Below are 18,076 nucleotides of genomic sequence, written 5' to 3' on the forward strand. Positions count from 1 at the left end.
ATTGGCTATCGGCGACTATGATAACGACGGACGCCTCGATGTGCTTATTGTAGATGCCGAAGGCGCTCCCCTGCTTCTCCACAACGAAACCCCTTCGGCAGGAAACTGGGTGCAGTGTCGTCTGCAAGGCACCAAGAGCAACCGGGACGGATTAGGGGCCTTGGTATGGGTGAGGACGGAGGAGGGCAAAAGGTACTTGCGGTTGTGCCAGACGGACGGTTCCTACATGTCGGCCTCGGATAAGAGGGTTCATTGCGGGGTAGGGAGTGCGAAGGTTGTGGACATCGAGGTGCGCTGGCCGAGCGGACAGGTAGATGCTTATCGGCAGATACCAACCAACCGCATCGTCTCTTTGACAGAGGGTAACATAAGAAAAAAGGAGAAGCTTTCATGACCAAGCCACGAGTGCGCATTCGCGATGTAGCCGAGGCGGCGGGCGTGTCGCCCACCACCGTCTCTTTGGTTTTTAACGGCCGCGCCCACTCCATTCCGGAGGCTACCAAACGGCATGTGCGCGAGGTGGCGCTGCGCATTGGCTACCGCCCTCATGCAACGGCACGCGCTTTGGCCACGGGGCGCACTCAACGCATCGGTGTCATCCTCAATACTCCCGACAGCCTTGTGTATCAATCGGCCTATCATAGCCCAATCCTTTCGAGCATTCTCGCCACCCTACCACGTTACGACTATAATATGGTGCTTCACTCGGCCCACTTTCCAGACTGGCAGTCGCAAGCGTCCGATATCCAGAGCGGTTTGGCCGATGGAGCCATCCTCATCGGCCGAGAAGGGGCCGACCCGCTCACTTTCGCTCTTCTCGAAAGCGGCTTCCCCATCGTCTGCGTCTCCTACCATGTAGACCATCCTGCCTGCTATTCGGTAGATTGCGATAACGAGGGCGGCGTGCAAATGGCGCTGCAACACTTCCTCTCTATAGGTCGCAAACGCATCTACTGTGCCATTCCTCAAACCGACAGTTCCTGGACGAGAGAGCGCACCCAAAGCGCCCTGCGCTTTGCCGAGCAACATCCCGAAATAGAGTTATTCATCGCCGATTGGCCCTCCATGCAGTCCCAGACTCCGGCGGAATGGATAGATGCCTTAAAGCGGCTACCGTTCACTCCCGATGCGATGCTGATCGACTCGGAATATATCGGTCGCACGTTCGTTGAAGCCGCCATCGCCGAAGGGCTGCGTATTCCAGAGGATATCGCCGTCATTACGATCAACTCCACCTATATCAGCGCCAATGCCCATCCGCCCATCACCTCTCTTTGGCAGCCACTCACCGAGATAGGTGCCACGGCAGTGGAGATGCTTGTTGCCCTCATCAACGGTCAACCGCCCAGAGAACGAATTCGCCGCTTCCCTATGCGTCTGGACGTTCGGGCCAGCACTGTGGGAGGGTAGGGTCAGTCAAACGGCCAGCATCAAAAATTTTTTGACAAGCCCTCAAAATTCCCCGTTGAACTGCTAGTTTGGCACGGAAATTGCAGTAAAGATCATCGAGTAGTCCATCAGCAATATCGTCTAACGTTGCTACCGCGCCTCTATAGCATGTTGTTCTGCAAAAGGCACGAGCTAATAAAGTTGCACACCTATCTCTGATGCTGTAATGATGTGCCTTCACTGATGTGCCTTCACCTAACGAAAGGAGAACAAATCCATCAAAGCTTAGGAGGTCAACCATGCAAAGGCGATCGCTTTGGAAACGGCTTCTGCAGGGTAGCTGGCTGTTAGCCGGGCTGCTATTTGGCAGTCTTTTCAACCCCTTGCCCACCCAAGCGCTTTCAGGAGCATCTCCCTCAGAGCCTGTCGTCCCTATTGCGACGTTCGCCGACGATGGCGAGCAGTTGGTAAACGTCATTCAAGGTAATGACGGCATGTTGTACGTCACTTGCAATAACGGAGGCGCCCAAGGAAAGGGCGCGATCTTCAAAATGCGAACGGATGGCTCTGGCCTTACGGTCATCCATAGCTTCAGCGGCAGCGATGGCCAATCTCCAAATGCCCTCATTCAAGGGAATGATGGGGCCTTGTACGGTACAGCAGCCCAGGGTGGCAGTGGAAGTGCCGGAACTATCTTTCGAATGAACACCGACGGCACAGGCTTTACTGTGCTCTATAACTTTTCTGCGCCGAACAGTAATGAACAAAACGCAGATGGAGCCTATCCCGTCGCCGGACTTGTTCAAGATTCCCGTGGTGTACTCTATGGAACGACATCATCGGGCGGAACGAATGGAGATGGAGTGGTTTTTAAGATTGACCCGCATACCGCTAACTCCTACACCGTTCTCCATACTTTCAGCGGGAATGACGGTGCCGCGCCACAAACATCTCTTACGTTGATGGGCAGTACGCTCTATGGGACAACGGCGGGCGGCACTACAAGTGGCGCCGGCGAGATATTCTCCATCAACACAGATGCTACCAACTTTCAGATACTCTACGCTTTCACCGGTGGTATTGACGGTTCCGATCCGGCAAGCCCTCTGCTTGCCGGCCCTAACGGGGTGCTCTACGGTACGACCTATTCTGGAGGGTACAACGGCAACGGCGTTATTTTTCAGATTGATACGAATAACAACGCCTTTTCCGTGCTCTATACCTTCTCGGCTGGTCAGACGAACGGTGATGGTGCTAGTCCCATAGGAAGCCTCGCCCTAGATTCTGCCGGGCGATTGTATGGAACCACCTCATTCGGCGGCACTAACGGTAATGGAACTGCCTACCTCTTCGATCCCAATACTGGCGCCTTTGTGCCGCTCCATGACTTTGGTGGCTCGAATGATGGCCGCGATCCGTTTGGAGGTGTCCTCCTCGGCATGGATGGAAATCTCTACGGGACCACGCGCTTCGGAGGACTGGGTGATAATAATGGAGGCACCGTCTACTCAATTACAGTAGGGTTCGATGAAAATGGCAACTTAGTCACAAATGAATACAACCTCCGCTATATATCCGGAGAAAATAACAACGGCCGCTTTCCTTTTGGCGGTGTGATTCAAGGGAAAGATGGGATGCTCTATGGAACAACCTATTCTGGAGGCCGCTATGGAGATGGAACTGTTTTCAAGGTAAGTCCAGATGGCTCTAACTTCCAAGTGCTCCACGATTTCAGCGGCACGGATGGAGCCTTTCCCGCCGCAGGTCTCTGTTTAGGTTCAGATGGCGCCCTCTATGGCACCACCAATATGGGAGGTCAATTCGGTAAGGGGGTGATCTTCAAAATCTATCCCGATGGATCCGGTTTCACGGTGCTTCACGATTTTACGGCGCTCGATCCAAGTGGGCACAACTCCGACGGCGCTAGCCCCGTTTCACCTCTCGTACAAGGCAATGACAACCTCTTCTCCGGTTCAGGAAGCTACCTCTTCGGCGTGGCCGGCGGCGGTGGTAGCAACGGGTCAGGTGTGATCTTCCGGATTCGCTTGGATGGCACAGACTTCAGTGTCATCCACAATTTTGCCTATGCCGATGGTTCAGGCCCCTATGGCGGCCTTATCCAAGGGCAAGACGGCGCTCTCTACGGCACAACCCCCTATGGCGGTGCCAATGCAGACGGAGTGGTCTACAGGGTAAACCCAGATGGGTCGTACTTCAACGTGCTCCATAGCTTCGATGGTTCCGATGGCGCCCTGCCCGACGGCAACCTCGTTCAACTGCCGGACGGCACCCTCTGTGGAACGACCGCCTACGGCGGTGGCAACCATACGGGATATAACATCGGTGCCGTGGATGATGGGGTTGTCTTTAGTCTCCAACCTACGGTCACCAACTCCCAATTCACCGTCATCTACAACTTCAACCAGAACAGCGGAGCCAATGGTGCCAACCCCTTCGGAGGCCTCGTGTGGTACAAGGGCTACCTCTATGACGCAACGACCGCTGGCGGCAGCAATAACGATGGGGTTATCTTCCGTGTTGCCCCAAGCGGTGCAAGCTTTGCCAAACTGCATGACTTCTCAGGCCCAGATGGCGTCATGCCCTTCCTCTCTAATCCAGGTTTTCTCGTGGGCAAGGACGGCGAGCTTTACGGCACCGTGGCGTTTGGAGGCACCCAGTCTAACGGCGCTGTCTATCGCATTGGCCCTCAAGTCCTCTTCCTTAACCCAAACATCGCTCCGGCCAACACGACCAACCTCACCATCAATGTGTTCGGCTCCGGCTTCAACCCTCTTGATACGGTGTTGTGGAATGGGCAGTCGCTGCCCACTACCTACGTTAGCTCGAATCAACTGCAAGCGACCCTCTCCAACACCGGCGGTCAGGGCAGCGATAAGGTGCAGGTTTATGACCCGGTGCTTGGCGTTACCACACCCCCGCTCCTCGTCCTCGTAGGCGTCGCTCAACTGCACCTGCAGGTCATCTCCATCATCCGTGATGCAGGCGGCCAGGTGGAGATCGCACTGAGCTTCACCAATACAGGAGGGGCCAGTCTTTCTAACCTCACTATCAACAGTGCCAAGCTACACGGCTCGCCCGCAATCTCGGGCACGGGAATTGTCGGCAATGGCAATTTGTCGCCCGGCCAAAGCATTTCCGTAACGCTGGTTTTCCCCGCCTCGGTGCCATCCGGCCCCACCCTGCTGAGCCTCAGCGGTAGCGATAGCAGCGGTGGCTTTGGCGGGAACTTCCGAGTAAGCGTGCCCTAACCCTTTGGCCCTTCATGACATGGAACCGCCATGGCGGTTCACTTTAGGGGATATGCCAGTGGCATATCCCTCTTTTTTTAAAAAAGCCTGAAAAACTTTGTTGACAACCACCGATGGCTCTGTTATAATAATGCTATCTGCTAATAAACCGGCGCTACGAAAAGCCATAGGATTTTTACCTGGAAAACCCACTGCAGTTTTATAAACAATTTGTTCGTTTGCTGAGCGTTTTCTTTCGGTGTGTCAGAGGAGGGTCACACCTATGGAGTTGTTTCTGTTTCGTAGCGCCTTAGGGCTTGGCGGCGTCGGCGTGATTGCCGCCCTGCTGTTGTCGTGGCCGGTGCTTAGCCGGCAAAGTCCACGTCCTAATCTGCCGCGCAGCTATCTCGTTGCCGCCATCGGGATTGCCGTGCTCGGCGAGCTTTTGAGCTTTGCGACACATACCCCACACACGCTCGTCCACGGGTTCAGCCTGGGCTACCTTCTTGGAACCGTCGGCGCTTTGCTTGGCTTTTGGGTTCAACACCGAAGCGCTGTCGAAGAGCCTTCTATCCCCATCGGGGGCGCCTCCATCGACTCACCTTCTCAAACTGCGCCTTACTTTCTTGCTCTGGCTGCAATGGCGGTTCCCTCTCTCTGGATGCGCAACAGCCTGCCCGATGCGCATTTCGGAGTGGTCATCGGTTGGTTCGTATCTACCTTCCTCACCGCCATCGGCACCGCCAAAGAGGGCGCAATGGGGCAGAGACTGTGGCTTAACCAGATAGCCGGCCTGGGCTTTGTGCTCGCTTTGCTTCTGTTTGCTGTTGCCGGAGAATATCGCAATCCAACGCGGTTCGGGGCAAGCCCCGCCCCTGTCCACTGGAGCGCCATCGGCTTTGCCCTCGCCGATACCACCCTTTGCCTGCTCTTTCTCCTCTCTCTACCGTTTGCCGGTTTGGGCAAACTAGCCGGTCGTCTACGATGGCTCAAAGAGCTTCCCACACAAGCCGAGGCCGCGCGTCTGCTGCGTGTGATGATCGGAACGGTTCTCATGCTTATCGCCTTTCGCTTTATCGGCTCGAAAGTGATGGATCATCCTCCGTTCCTCCTCCTAAGCGCCATCGGCAGCTTCGGAATGCTCCTCGTTTGGTGGCTTCTCGAAGCCGGCAAACTTCGTTCACAGAATGGGGCTTGGGCCTGGGCTTGGCAGGTAGGGGCGCTAAGCGCTCTGCTTGTGTTGGTTGGATATATGGCAGCCTACCAACTTCTGGCCGGGTTTGGTATTGGTGTGATGTTGATGGCTGCCTGGTTTGTTATCGCCGCGCGTATTGCCTCTACCAGCCTCGCCGAATATCCTCTCCGCGTCAGCACACTAACGCAGATGATTCTTATCGGCCTCTTCGCCACGTTGCTAGGCCTCTATCGTCTCTTCCTCATTCGCTATAGCGAAGACCTCTGGCATCGCGATCTAGCCGACCATTATGCCCTCTTCGGGTTTTTAGTGGGGGTTCTCGCCCCACCGCTCGTGCAAGGCTATCTGCTCTCTTGGGCGCATTTTGACCGCACAAAAACCCTCCCGCTCTATCATCTGCTGCTCACCGGCCTGCTTACGTTGCTCATCCCCGGCCTTGTCTTGCTGATCTACGGTTCAAAGTGCGTCGAAGGCCTGTTTTTTGGGCTGGCCCTTACCGCCCTCCTGCCTCTGTTCCAGCCGAATGGCGAGCAGAAGGAGGCCTACCCAACGCTGTACAGCCTTTTGCCAACCCTCTTCGCTACAGCCATGATGCTCGCCATATTGCAGTGGACACAAACGGTTTTGCCTTTGGCCGACTTTGCTCGCGAAGAGAAGATTCGCATTGTGTTGCTCGCCACGGGCTTTCTGGTTCTGGCAACATTTGCCGGAGAGCTGGGTAGCTATCTGCATCAAGGCCGACGCCCTCCCCCTCAAGGCCGACGCCCTCTCCCTCAAGGCCGACAGGCAAAACCCGACACCCATTCATGAGGAGCGCCCCCGATGGAAACGAAGCAACCCTCTTCCTTTTGGCATCTCCTCCCCGTAGCGCTTGCGCTCGCGCTCATTGGGCTTGGGCTTTCCTATCGCATCTACCAGGATACACCTATTGGAGGGGTTACCGGAACCGTCTGGCTGAGCGATCTTCATAAACCGATTGCCGGGGCCGAAGTGGTGCTTACCCCTACCGGCAACACCCCTTACCGCCATCGGCTACGCACCATCAGCAACGCGCATGGCAAGTTTCTCCTCTCGCGCGTGCCCACCGGAGATTACGATATCTCTGCCGACACGCCGGCCCACAGCATTGAGATAAGCCGCATCCACGTGGGCGAAGGGGCGCTTACCCCCGTCACGCTGTTTTTACAACGCAGCCTCCCCCGATTTGACATGGTGCAGCGCCGATGGGTCTTTGGCACAAAAGAGCGCGGCCGATTCGCCGTACGTGGCTATGTAAGCGACACAGCACCTCCGGGCAAAGACTCGTATTATGTGCAGGTCTATCGTACAAAACTATCCCAAATCCTACAAAACCAGCAACTTGCCTCCGACCTAGACGCGCTAAGCTATTCAGACATAACCTCCGCTACGCGCCATCTTACCTCCCTCCTACACCCTACCACAATGCCCGCTCCCAAACTCGTTTTCGAGAAAGAGGTTGCCATCGGTAGGCCTGACGTTGAAGGTTTTTTCTATAAGCGATTCGTCCTTCCGCCGCTACCTCCCGGTCTCTATATCCTCAGCCTTCGCCATCAAAAGGATCGCGTTGGGGGTTGGCTGCAGATCAGCGATATGGCCATGGTGCTCAAGCAGGCCGACACACAAACCCTCGCTTATGTGGTGGATATGCCGAGTGGGGATCCGATCCCGCATTGCACGGTGCGATGCTATCATGATAACGAACTGCGTCTGCAAACCGCAACGAACCAAGACGGCCTGGTACTCTTCACCGATCCCCAGTCTCCCTCCACCGAAAGCCAGTTTTTTGTGGCACAACGTGGCAACGATGAGGTTGTCGTAAAAGGAGTTCACTACTATTCGGGCCGCAACGGTCTCTATACTGTCTGCACCTACACCGATAGACCTCTCTATCGGCCCGGACAGACCATCTACTTTAAGGGCATTGTGCGTCGTAGCCGGCTAACGCCTGTGGTGACCGGCGACTCGAACGGTGGCTCCGCATGGAGCTATGTGCTCCCTCCTCCTCGCACTCCGGTATCCGTAGTGATGAGCGATCCTAAAAACATCCAGGTGTATAGCCAAACCCTCTACACCAACAGCTTCGGCGCTTTTCATGGCCAGGTACCCCTGCCAAAAGAGGCTGTTACTGGCACCTACACTCTCGTCGTCCAGATGCCCGACGATTCGGTAAGCTATACCAAAGATGTGATCGTGGCCGCCTATCGCAAACCTGAGTTTCAGGTAACCCTCACTCCGGATCGCCCGCTCTATGTGCGGGGCGAGCCAATTCACCTTCACGTCCATGCCGCCTATTTCTATGGAGCGCCGGTAGCCAACGCCGCCCTCTCCTACCAGGTGTTCAACCAGAGCAGCCCGCAGGAAAACGACGAAAACAACCTTTTCCCCGACTCGCCCGACGTGGATGAGGCCCAAAGCGAAGGCTATTATGGCAGCCTAGAACATGAAGGAAAAGCAACCCTCGACTCAAACGGCGACGCCGTCATCAGCGTGTCAACCAAACCCAGCAACTCCTTCTCGTTCCTTCCGCAGCAAGAGTTTGTTAACTTCGACATCATCGTTACCATCAACAACCGCCAAGCGGAGCAGCAGTGCGAGGTTCCCGTGGTCTCCGGCGACTATGCGCTCCAAGTGCAGCCCACAGGCTACTTCTGCCTACCTAACCACCCCATAAGCGTTTTGGCAACGGTGCACACCTGGCAACAACAGGTCGTTTCGCAACAGCCGGTAGACCTAGAACTCGCCTACGAGCAGTGGGGACGTGGTGGGGAGTATCATCGTTCCCTGTGGACGACCTTGCACGCCATCACCGATGCCCAAGGGCAAGCCATCTTCTCTTTCAAACCGCCCCATGCCGGCAGTCTCCAGCTGATTTTACGTACCCACGACGCCAAAGGCCGTTCCATGGAAACCACCGACAGCATTGAGGTGTACGATGCAGCCTACGAAGGCTCCTCTCTCGATACAAGCACCAATCTCACCCTCTTCACCGACAAGCAAAGCTACACCCCCGGCGAAACGGCGCATCTCTTGCTGGTCAGCCCCATTGTGCGGCACAAAGTGCTTATCACGTTAGAAGGCGATCGCATCTATCGCGCCTTCACGGTCGCTATGTCTCAACACAGCCTGGTAGTGCCCATACCCATCCTCAAGGAGTATGGCCCAAACGTCTCCATCGCTGCCTGCTATCTCGCCGCCGAGGGGTCGGGCAACACCAGCATCACCGTCCGTATCCCCATTCCGGACAAACGCCTTTTTGTTACCCTCCAACCCGATCATCCTCCCTATGGCGACCAGCCCCCGCTTTACCTGCCAGGCAGTCGTGTGACGTATCATATTCACGTCTCCGACGCTCATGGAAGGCCGGTAAAAAGCGATCTATCGTTTGCCGTAGTGGACGAGGCGCTCTTTAAGCTCCAAGAAGAATCGCTCGATGTCGTTTACCGAACTTTCTATCCCTATCGCGAGAACTCGGTGGCCACATCATTCTCGAACGACACCGTAACCTTAGGAAGCGAACAAAAGGCGGCCAGCACCATTCAGATACGCCGCAGGTTCGCCGATACCGCCTTCTGGGCACCCGATGTGCTTACCGACTCGAGCGGCAATGCCGTCGTTTCCTTCACTGTGCCGGATAACCTCACCACATGGCGTGCAAGCGTCATCGCGCAAACCCCAAGCACCCAGTTCGGGTGGCAAATGGCCAAATTTCAGGTCTCGAAGCCGTTTCTGTTGCAAATGCAACTGCCACGCCTCCTTACCCAAGGCGATACGGCCACCATAACGGCCACCGTACGCAACGATACCGGCCTACCCCAAAATGCTATCGTTCGGCTGCAGGCTGCAGGCCTCCAAATTCAAGGGGCTGTCCAACAGCAGATTCACATAGAAAACGCCCAACAGGCCACGCTCTCCTGGCAAATTACGGCGCCCATGTTCGGCGCGGCAAAACTTACGGCAACGGCCTGGACTGTGCCCGCCTCCACCGGCAGCCCATCGTTTAACGATGGTGTAGAACTTCCCCTCACGGTTCGCCCCTTCGGTCGCACACAGATCGCCTCTTATTCCGGGGAGGTTGCCTCCGGAAACCCGCAGGTTGAGGTATTTCGCCTCAACCCTCAAACCGTTCTCTCGGCCACCCAAGTGAAAGTACATATCATTCCTTCATTGGCCACCGTTTTAGAGGATAGTGTGGACGCAATCAATGCCTATCCGTATGGCTGTGTGGAGCAGACGGCAAGTGGTCTTATTGCCAACCTGGTGGCTGCCAGAACGCTTCCTCGGCTCGGCATTCGCGTTTCGCCGAATACAAACTCCACCATTACGGAAAATATCGCGCGGCTCTATCGCCTGCAACACGACGATGGCGCCTGGGGCTGGTGGCAGTACGACGATGACGACCCTTGGATGACCGCCTATGCGCTTGAATCTCTTCTTCTCGCCGTGCGCTTTGGCTACCCTGTTGCCCAACAGGTGATAGATAATGGAGCAAAAGCAGCTATTGCAATTTTGCCAAAAACGTCCCTCGATGTGCAGCCTTTCGTTCTCTATGTGCTAACGCAGTGCGGGCATCGAGGGCTGGTTGCTAAAGCACGCCCGCACTTTATCCTCTCCGGTCTCTCCTCAGAAAACCTGGCCTATACCGTGTTGATTGATAAAGCTCTCGGTCGTAACCCAAACGATTCGCTGAACGCGCTTCTTCGCCGGGAGAAAATGGAAGGGGCGTTAACGCATTGGGAGGGACAGACGATATCCGGCTTCTTCTATGCCGATTCAAACTACACAACGCTCTTAGCCCTCCAGGCGCTTCTTGCGGTCGCCCCACAAAACCCCCAGATCGAGTCGGGCCTTCGCTGGTTCCTTCTCCGACATGCCGACTCGTACTGGATGAACACGCGCGACATGGCCGTTGCCATTCGCTTTCTCGGGGACTATCTCCTCCAGAAACGGATGCGCAGCCCAACCGGCAACCTTGGCATCTCCGTAAACGGCCATCCTGTTGCCCAAGTTCCGCTAAGTGCCCACATGCCTCTGCGCGATGTGGCGGTGCCTTCTGAGCTATTACGCCCCGCCAAGAACACGGTGGAGCTGCAGCTGGGTGAAGGAAGCAGCCCGATCTTTTACACCCTGGATGTGCGCAGCGTTGAGGCCACCCCAAACGGTCAGCCGCTACCGTCGCTTAAGCTGCCCGGCTTTCAGTTGACGCGCACCTATTATCGCCTCTCCGACAAAGGGGAACTGATCCCGACCAACGATCGCTTTGCCCCCAACGAATCGATTCTGGTGCGCCTGAGCTTTGTGGTGCCGAAAGACATGAGTTATGTGATGATCGAAGACCCATTACCGGCCGGTCTAGAGGTTACAGAGCGCGGCACAGCCGATGTGGAAGGCGACTGGGACTACTGGTTCTCCAGCATGGATATCCGTGATGATAGGCTCACCTTCTTTATTCGCTCTCTATCAAAGGGGAAGCATATAATTGACTATCATCTGCAGGCACAGACCGCCGGCCGTTTTACCGCTTTGCCCACACGGCTCCAAGCGATGTACGACCCGGATACGGAGGTTGAAACCGGTTCAGACAGGGTGGAGGTGCGATAATGCGATTGGCAGATGCCTTTGGTCTCGGTCTGTTTGTGTTGGCAAGCGGCTACGGTCTGCTGCAGATCGCCGCGACAGCCCCACCCAAAGAGGTTCGTATTTCTGGCTATATCACCAGCTTGCGAGGCAGAAGCCCCGCGCAACGCCGAAACGCTCGCCTTGCTGCATGGGCAGTTAACGGCACGGTGATACCGCCGGGTGGCCTTTTCTCTTTCGATAAACGGGTCGGCTCTTGGTCGGCAGACCAGGGCTATGTGCAGGCTCCGGTGAGCTATGATGGCGAACTGGTCAATGCAGTGGGAGGAGGGGTGTGTCAAACTTCTAGTACGCTCTACAATGCGGCATTGCTTGCCGGCATGCAGATTGTAGAGCGGCATTCACACCATTTTTGCCCGGAATATGTGCCTCCCGGGCGCGATGCGGCCGTGGCACAAACGCTGATAGACCTGCGTTTCAAAAACCCCTATCCGTGGCCGGTTCGCATCGAGTGCCGAGCCACCCAGGACATCCTAGAGGCGAGCTTTTGGGCGCCAAAGCAACCGCCACTCCAGGCTCATGTGGAGACCCAAATACTCTCCGTCACCCAACCCCGACGTAAAGCTTTTATCCTGCCGAACAATCGGGGGTATAGACAACACGCCCGACTTCTTTCCGTAGGGGTGCCAGGTTATCGAGTCATCACGTACCGCACCTACACGCGGTTCGACGGCACCATCGTCCGCCGGGAACGTCTTAGCGATAGCACCTATGCCGCTGCCGATCGCATTATCGGCATCTACCAACCGTCATCAGAATAACTGCGCCTAGCTCTGTCGGCCGGCGGGGCTTCTTGTAAACTTTTGAAACGCAGAAAGTTTCGAGTCCGTCTACCAAACTAAAAAAACTACTTGCGCTAAAAGCAGGTGTTTGATATAATGGACGCGATAAATTTTGCGCTTCTTGCGCCCTAAAAGAGATTAGAAACAGACTAGTAGAGACCAGCCTAGAACAGGGTTGTGGTGTACTAGCCCCCCGCTGTGCATTAGGGGCGAGAAAGAGTGCTTTAGGAAGGACAAAGAAAGGGGCTTTTATCCATGCGAGACCTACTGACCAAGTCATTGCGCCATCTCGTGCTGCTTAGCGGCATCCTGGCGCTCGTCCTATCGGCTTACAAGGCCACGGGGCAAACGCCGTTAAAGCGCCTACCAGGGCACCTACCGGCGATCATCGCGCGCTCCACGCCCGTTGGGGTGGTGCCGCCTACCCAACCCCTTCATCTCATGCTTGTGCTGCAGATCCCCGATCAGAAAAAGCTAGACGACTATATAAAGCGCGTCTACACCCCAAACGATCCTCTCTATCACCACTATCTTACTCCGCAGCAGTTCGGAGATATGTTCGGTCTCTCCCAAGCCGACTACAATCGTGTGATTAACTGGGCGAAATCGCAAGGTTTTCAGGTGACGCAAACCTACAAGAACCGTCTTCTACTTGGCATCACCACGTCGGCAATGAAAGCCCAAAACGCTTTCCATGTAAAACTGCGCCAGTACACCGGCCCGGATGGCAGCAAGTTCTACGCGCCCGATAGCAACCCTACCGCACCGCCTGTCCCCATTGTAGGGATCATAGGGTTGGATAATGCGGCAAAACCAAAACCGCTTCTCCAGTTCCCTGGCGGTTTTGGGCCACCGCCAACCGTTGGAAGCCCCTATCCCCCCATTCAAGGCGGCCCATTGAACCCCATCGGCACCCCTCCGATCTACACAGGCCCAAAGCCTCTGAACGTCGGCACCGGCCCCGTCGGAGGTCTAGCCCCTCAGGACATACAGACAGCCTATAGCCTGACCTCTGGGGTTCCCTACGGTGACGGTCAGATACTGGGCCTTGTAGAGCTAGACGGATACGCCGCCTCGGACATTACTCAGTACATTAATCAGTTCCAACTCCCAAACTCTCCTGTGCTCAAGAACATTTTACTCGATGGATTTAACGGCAGTCCGAGCGGGACCGGAGGGCAAGCCGAGGTTACGTTAGACATAGACATGATGCTGGCGCTGGCCTACAACGCCGCGAAAATCCTCGTCTATGAATCCCCAAACAGCCTAACAAGTTTTCTCGATAATTTCGCCGCCATTGCCAACGATGATATAGCTACTTCGATATCCTGCTCATGGGGACTCGCCGAAGACCTCACACCGTTAGTGGCTTTGATAGCTGAGAACTATACGTTCTCTCAAATGGCGGCGCAAGGCCAATCTTTCTTCGATGCAGCGGGTGATAATGGCGCTTTTGATGACGGTTCTACCCTCAGTGTGGATGCACCCGCCGATCAACCGTATGTAACCGGCGTTGGCGGTACAACACTCAAAACCAACGGACCCGGCGGGGCCTATGTCTCTGAGACCGTCTGGAACAACGACGTTATTGACGGTGGCGGTGGTGGCGGCGGAGGCATCAGCATCCACTGGGCAATACCTAGCTATCAATCCGGCTTCATTTCACCTGCCTCCTTAGGCTCTCCTGCTCTAAGAAACGTTCCAGACGTTGCGTTGGATGCCGACCCCAATACGGGCTATGATATCTATGTGGCTAGTTTTGGCGGTTGGTTTACCGTCGGCGGTACGAGTGCTGCAGCTCCTCTTTGGGCAGCCTTTATTGCCGATGTAAATGCAGGACGAGCGCAAGCGCATCAAAACTTCATCGGCTTTGCTAACCCGGCACTCTACAATATCGCACGAGATAGCACAAAATATGCGAATGACTTCCATGACATTACCACTGGGGATAATGGCTTCTATCCGGCCGTTCCGGGCTATGATGATGCTTCGGGACTTGGTAGCTTCAATGGAGTCAATCTCTATACAGAGTTAGTACAACCACCTTCTCCTACCAACCTCATCGGTAATCCCGGCTTTGAAAATGGCTTTGACCCAAGCCCATGGATAGCCACACCGGGTGTCATCTCGGATAGCCTACTAGAACCTCCTCACTCCGGTTATTGGGATGCATGGCTGTGTGGCTATCCCCTGCCACATACCGATATCCTTGAACAGTATGTAACTATTCCTGGTTCTGTCTCCACTATCACCCTCTCCTTCTACCTCCACATAGACACGGCCAACACGGCCACAACACCGGAGGATACCCTCCAAGTGGAGATACTGGACATAAACGGCAAACTGCTTGATCTCGTCCAAACCTTCTCCAACCTCAACGCCAACACAGGCTATACACAGGAAACCTTCTCGCTACCCACCTCGCTGGCGGGTCAAACGGTTATCCTTCGCCTTGCGGGCACGCAAACCACTTTCGCTCCCACGAGCTTCGTAGTGGACGATTTCTCGTTGATAGCTAAATAGTTCCTCTACTCTGGGCGGCCATCTCTACGTAGAGATGGCCGCTTTTTTGTTGACGACAGAGCCAAAGATGACGTACAATGCCTAACAAACGCACTTCCATAAAAAGGAGGCCTTTTTGAAATACAAAGCACCCCCCTACATGTACGACGTGTTGCCCTACCCGCCCGCGCAAGAGCCCTGGCTCTATTCGGCAAAATGGCGCTATGTGGAACGTACCTTCCAAAACCTTTGCCGTCGCTACGGCTATCGCGAAATTCGCACGCCCATTCTCGAACAGACGGAGCTTTTTACCCGCAGCATCGGCGAAACCACCGACATCGTTAGCAAAGAGATGTTCACCTTCACCGACCGAGGTGGCCGCAGCCTCACCTTAAAACCGGAGGGAACAGCACCCGTCGTCCGTGCCTGCATCGAGCATGGCCTCTTTGCCCAATACCCTCTTCTCAAACTCTACTACACCAGTCAGAACTTTCGCTACGAGCGCGGCCAAAAAGGACGCTACCGCCAACACGAGCAGCTCGGCGTGGAGGTGTTCGGCTCGACGGACCCGGCCATAGATGCCGAGGTCATTACTCTTGCCATGGACTTCTATCGCGCGTTGGGCATCGCAGAGTTAGCCCTGCATATCCATACCGTCGGCACCCCGGAGGCACGTGCCCGCTACCTCGAAGCCCTGCGAAACTATGTGCGCCCTTATCTTAGCCAAATGAGCCAGGAAGCCCAAAGGCGCTTCGAGCTGAACCCGCTGCGTATGCTCGATACCAAAGACCCCAAAGAAAAAGAGATTCTTGCCGAAGCCCCCAAACTGCTTGACCATCTTGACGCTCAAAGCCGCGACCATTTTGAGAGGTTGCAGGAATATCTGAATGCGCTCGAAACCCCCTTCGTGGTAGACCCCATGCTGGTGCGCGGTTTTGATTACTACACCGGCACCGTGTTTGAAGTGAAAGGCAAAGGGCTTGGCGCACAGGATGCACTCTGCGGTGGCGGACGCTACGACCGCCTTGTAGAGGAGTGCGGAGGGCCTCCGACGCCCGGCATCGGCTTTGGACTAGGTGTCGAGCGCTGCTTGCTCACGCTGGAAGCCCTCTCTATCTCGTTGCCCATCGAGCCAGAAAACCCGGAGGTTTTCCTCGTTCTGCTGGGCGATAGCAGCCGCCTGCGCCCCATAGCCGTTCGCCTCCTCCACGATCTCCGCGCAGCCGGCATAGGCGCCGATATGGACTATCAAGGGAGAAACTTCAAGAAACAGTTAAAACGTGCCGACGATCTGGGCGCCCCTTATACCCTGCTTATCGGTGAGGACGAGCTGGCTCGGGGCGTGGTGGCCCTCCGAAATCAAACGACTCGTGAGCAGCAGGAGTTGCCACTGCACAACATCGTCGCCCATATAAAAGAGCGGCTTAATCAAGGCTGAATCGCCATGCTGAAAACGCTATGGGGTGTATGTAGGGGTAGGCACGAGGCCTACCCCTATCTGGACATGGTTTGAACAACAGCGGACCTGTGCCCGCCCCCTATTTTTGTATCTGCCAAGTCTCAACGCAATACGTTGAGCGCATTAGGGGCGACGCATCGTTGTTGCTGCGCCTCCGGCGCCAATGCGCCATAGGTCTACCCCATCCATACGCACCCCCACTTTACCATCCCAATAGAAGCGCGTCTCTAAGGAACCGCCAGGGTGATGGAAAAGGAGAGGAACGTAAACATAGCGATCGGTGGGCAGCTCCGATAGCCGTACATCGCGCTGGGCAAGCACCGGCACCCCACCTCCTACACAGCTATCTACCAATCCTATCGAGCCTTCCTGATCACCGACACGCTCCATACGGAACAGCGCCAAGTAGTCTCCTGCAGGCATCGGCACGTAGGGGCCGAAGATTGCATGCCCCGGCACATCTTTGCCGGGCTGCACTTGCCAGGCCTCACCCCCTATTGCCGCTGGGTCTGAAACCATCGCCCCCGTCTCATGGGCCAAGGCGCCTATGGCGAAATGAGCAACGTAGCTCAACGTAGGCGGTGTTGCCTCATTGGCCCGAATCGCCTCTAGACCACCCACGATCTCCGAAGGCTCAATGGAACGCAGCCGCACCGTTCTCTGCTGGACGGGGCCGCCAACCACCGAGGTTTCGAACTGCACCGTATCCGCTTGGGGTATGCCGCTAATGCTTACGGGGACTTTTACATCCGGCGCTAACCCGTTCAGCTCTCCCTCCAAGCTAACGTTTGCCATACCGCCTGTCACGCGAACCTGTGCGGACACCGGATGCGATTCCACATTCTCTAAGGTGCACTGAAACCGCAAAGGCAGGCCCACAATGCGCACAATAAGGTCTGGACAACTTACGAGAAGCTTCTCCTGTTTGAGATACTCGCGGTAAAGCGCCCCTAGCGCATCAGGTCGAACCACCACATAGTCGTCGCCAAGCCGCTTCATGATCTCCGGCAGCATGGAGAGATCGGTAAACCAGTTGAGAGCAAATAGGTGGAGAAAGGCCGGGCGACGTTTCGGTGTAAAAGTTTTTATCTGCTCCACCAACGAATCGATCTGCTCCTCACGCGACAGTTGGCCGTTCCAATTGGTTACCGCATGAAACACCGGCAGGTTGCGCACAATGGGGTAGGTTGCCTCATCATAAGAATCTACACGCCGCCCGTAGTCAGGAAAGAGCGCCTGCAGCGCGGGAATGTCTTCGGCGTAACGGTCTAACAGCGAGTCGTGTGTAATGCCCATGATCCAGCCGTCTACGATATCCATATGACGGTAGCCTTCGGCCGTTTGATACAAGAAGCGGTCGAAGACCTCCTGACGATAAGGCGCTTTATAGCGCGCCCCAAACGAATCGGGATAGGTATAGCCGATGCCGGAGACAGCCCCTACGAACTGATCGTTCGGCGTGGCCGTCTGGTAGTAGTAGTTCGCGATATCGGGCATAAGCAGCCAGGAAGAGGGGGATATAGACCAGCCGATAGGCATGGTGCCCCGTACTGGGCTTTTCCAGAGCGCCGGGAAGTTGAAAACACTTAGCACCGGCAGGTTATCGCCATCGGAGATGATCCAAGAGACGTAGACTTTGCTTGGGTCTAACTTAGGTGGCGCCGGATGGCGCTGATGAAAATTCGGGAGCCGAATGCCAGAATGTACGCTGAGGTTGCTGCAGTCGGTGCTGCCAACAAGATAGCGCCCGAACTCGGCAAAGAGGGTTACACCGGGGCCTTCGCCAACCCCAACGTCCTGCCCTGCATAGGGATAGCTGATGACCGGGGCATCTGCCGGCATTTTG

8 protein-coding genes and 1 pseudogene are annotated in these 18,076 nt (G+C 55.7%); 8 read left to right on the forward strand and 1 reads right to left on the reverse strand.

The window, feature by feature from the left end; all coding sequences use genetic code 11:
* From VKV18_RS00435 to hisS, 8 genes are all read left to right on the forward strand, one after another.
* Window positions 1-394 (forward strand): ASPIC/UnbV domain-containing protein (locus VKV18_RS00435; RefSeq protein WP_324202255.1); only part of this gene is annotated, 394 nt, incomplete at its 5' end.
* On the forward strand, window positions 391-1,410 hold the full coding sequence (locus VKV18_RS00440; protein ID WP_324202256.1) for a LacI family DNA-binding transcriptional regulator: 1,020 nt from the start codon (window positions 391-393) through the stop codon (window positions 1,408-1,410). The genes VKV18_RS00435 and VKV18_RS00440, both read left to right, overlap by 4 nt.
* 278 nt (window positions 1,411-1,688) lie before the next feature.
* Window positions 1,689-4,658 carry a choice-of-anchor tandem repeat GloVer-containing protein gene (locus VKV18_RS00445; RefSeq protein ID WP_324202257.1) on the forward strand — a complete coding sequence of 990 codons (2,970 nt, stop codon included), beginning with the start codon at window positions 1,689-1,691 and terminating at the stop codon, window positions 4,656-4,658.
* A 262-nt stretch (window positions 4,659-4,920) separates the two neighbouring features.
* On the forward strand, window positions 4,921-6,642 hold the full coding sequence (locus VKV18_RS00450; protein ID WP_324202258.1) for a hypothetical protein: 1,722 nt from the start codon (window positions 4,921-4,923) through the stop codon (window positions 6,640-6,642).
* A gap of 12 nt (window positions 6,643-6,654) precedes the next feature.
* On the forward strand, window positions 6,655-11,451 hold the full coding sequence (locus VKV18_RS00455) for an MG2 domain-containing protein (RefSeq protein ID WP_324202259.1): 4,797 nt from the start codon (window positions 6,655-6,657) through the stop codon (window positions 11,449-11,451).
* The gene (locus VKV18_RS00460; RefSeq protein WP_324202260.1) at window positions 11,451-12,248 is read left to right on the forward strand and encodes a VanW family protein; all 798 of its coding nucleotides are present in this window, start codon (window positions 11,451-11,453) and stop codon (window positions 12,246-12,248) included. The genes VKV18_RS00455 and VKV18_RS00460 overlap by 1 nt, the downstream gene beginning before the upstream one ends.
* Before the next feature lie 276 nt (window positions 12,249-12,524).
* The gene (locus VKV18_RS00465; RefSeq protein WP_324202261.1) at window positions 12,525-14,792 is read left to right on the forward strand and encodes a protease pro-enzyme activation domain-containing protein; all 2,268 of its coding nucleotides are present in this window, start codon (window positions 12,525-12,527) and stop codon (window positions 14,790-14,792) included.
* A gap of 115 nt (window positions 14,793-14,907) precedes the next feature.
* Window positions 14,908-16,209, forward strand: coding sequence for a histidine--tRNA ligase (gene hisS / locus VKV18_RS00470; protein ID WP_324202262.1), 1,302 nt, complete (start codon window positions 14,908-14,910; stop codon window positions 16,207-16,209).
* Window positions 16,210-16,353: 144 nt separating this feature from the next.
* On the opposite strand, the pseudogene VKV18_RS00475 reads toward hisS, so the two are convergent.
* Window positions 16,354-18,076: pseudogene (locus VKV18_RS00475) on the reverse strand (hypothetical protein); the annotation flags it as partial.

It is taken from the genome of Chthonomonas sp., assembly GCF_035294505.1.
In the GTDB taxonomy this organism is placed as follows: domain Bacteria; phylum Armatimonadota; class Chthonomonadetes; order Chthonomonadales; family Chthonomonadaceae; genus Chthonomonas.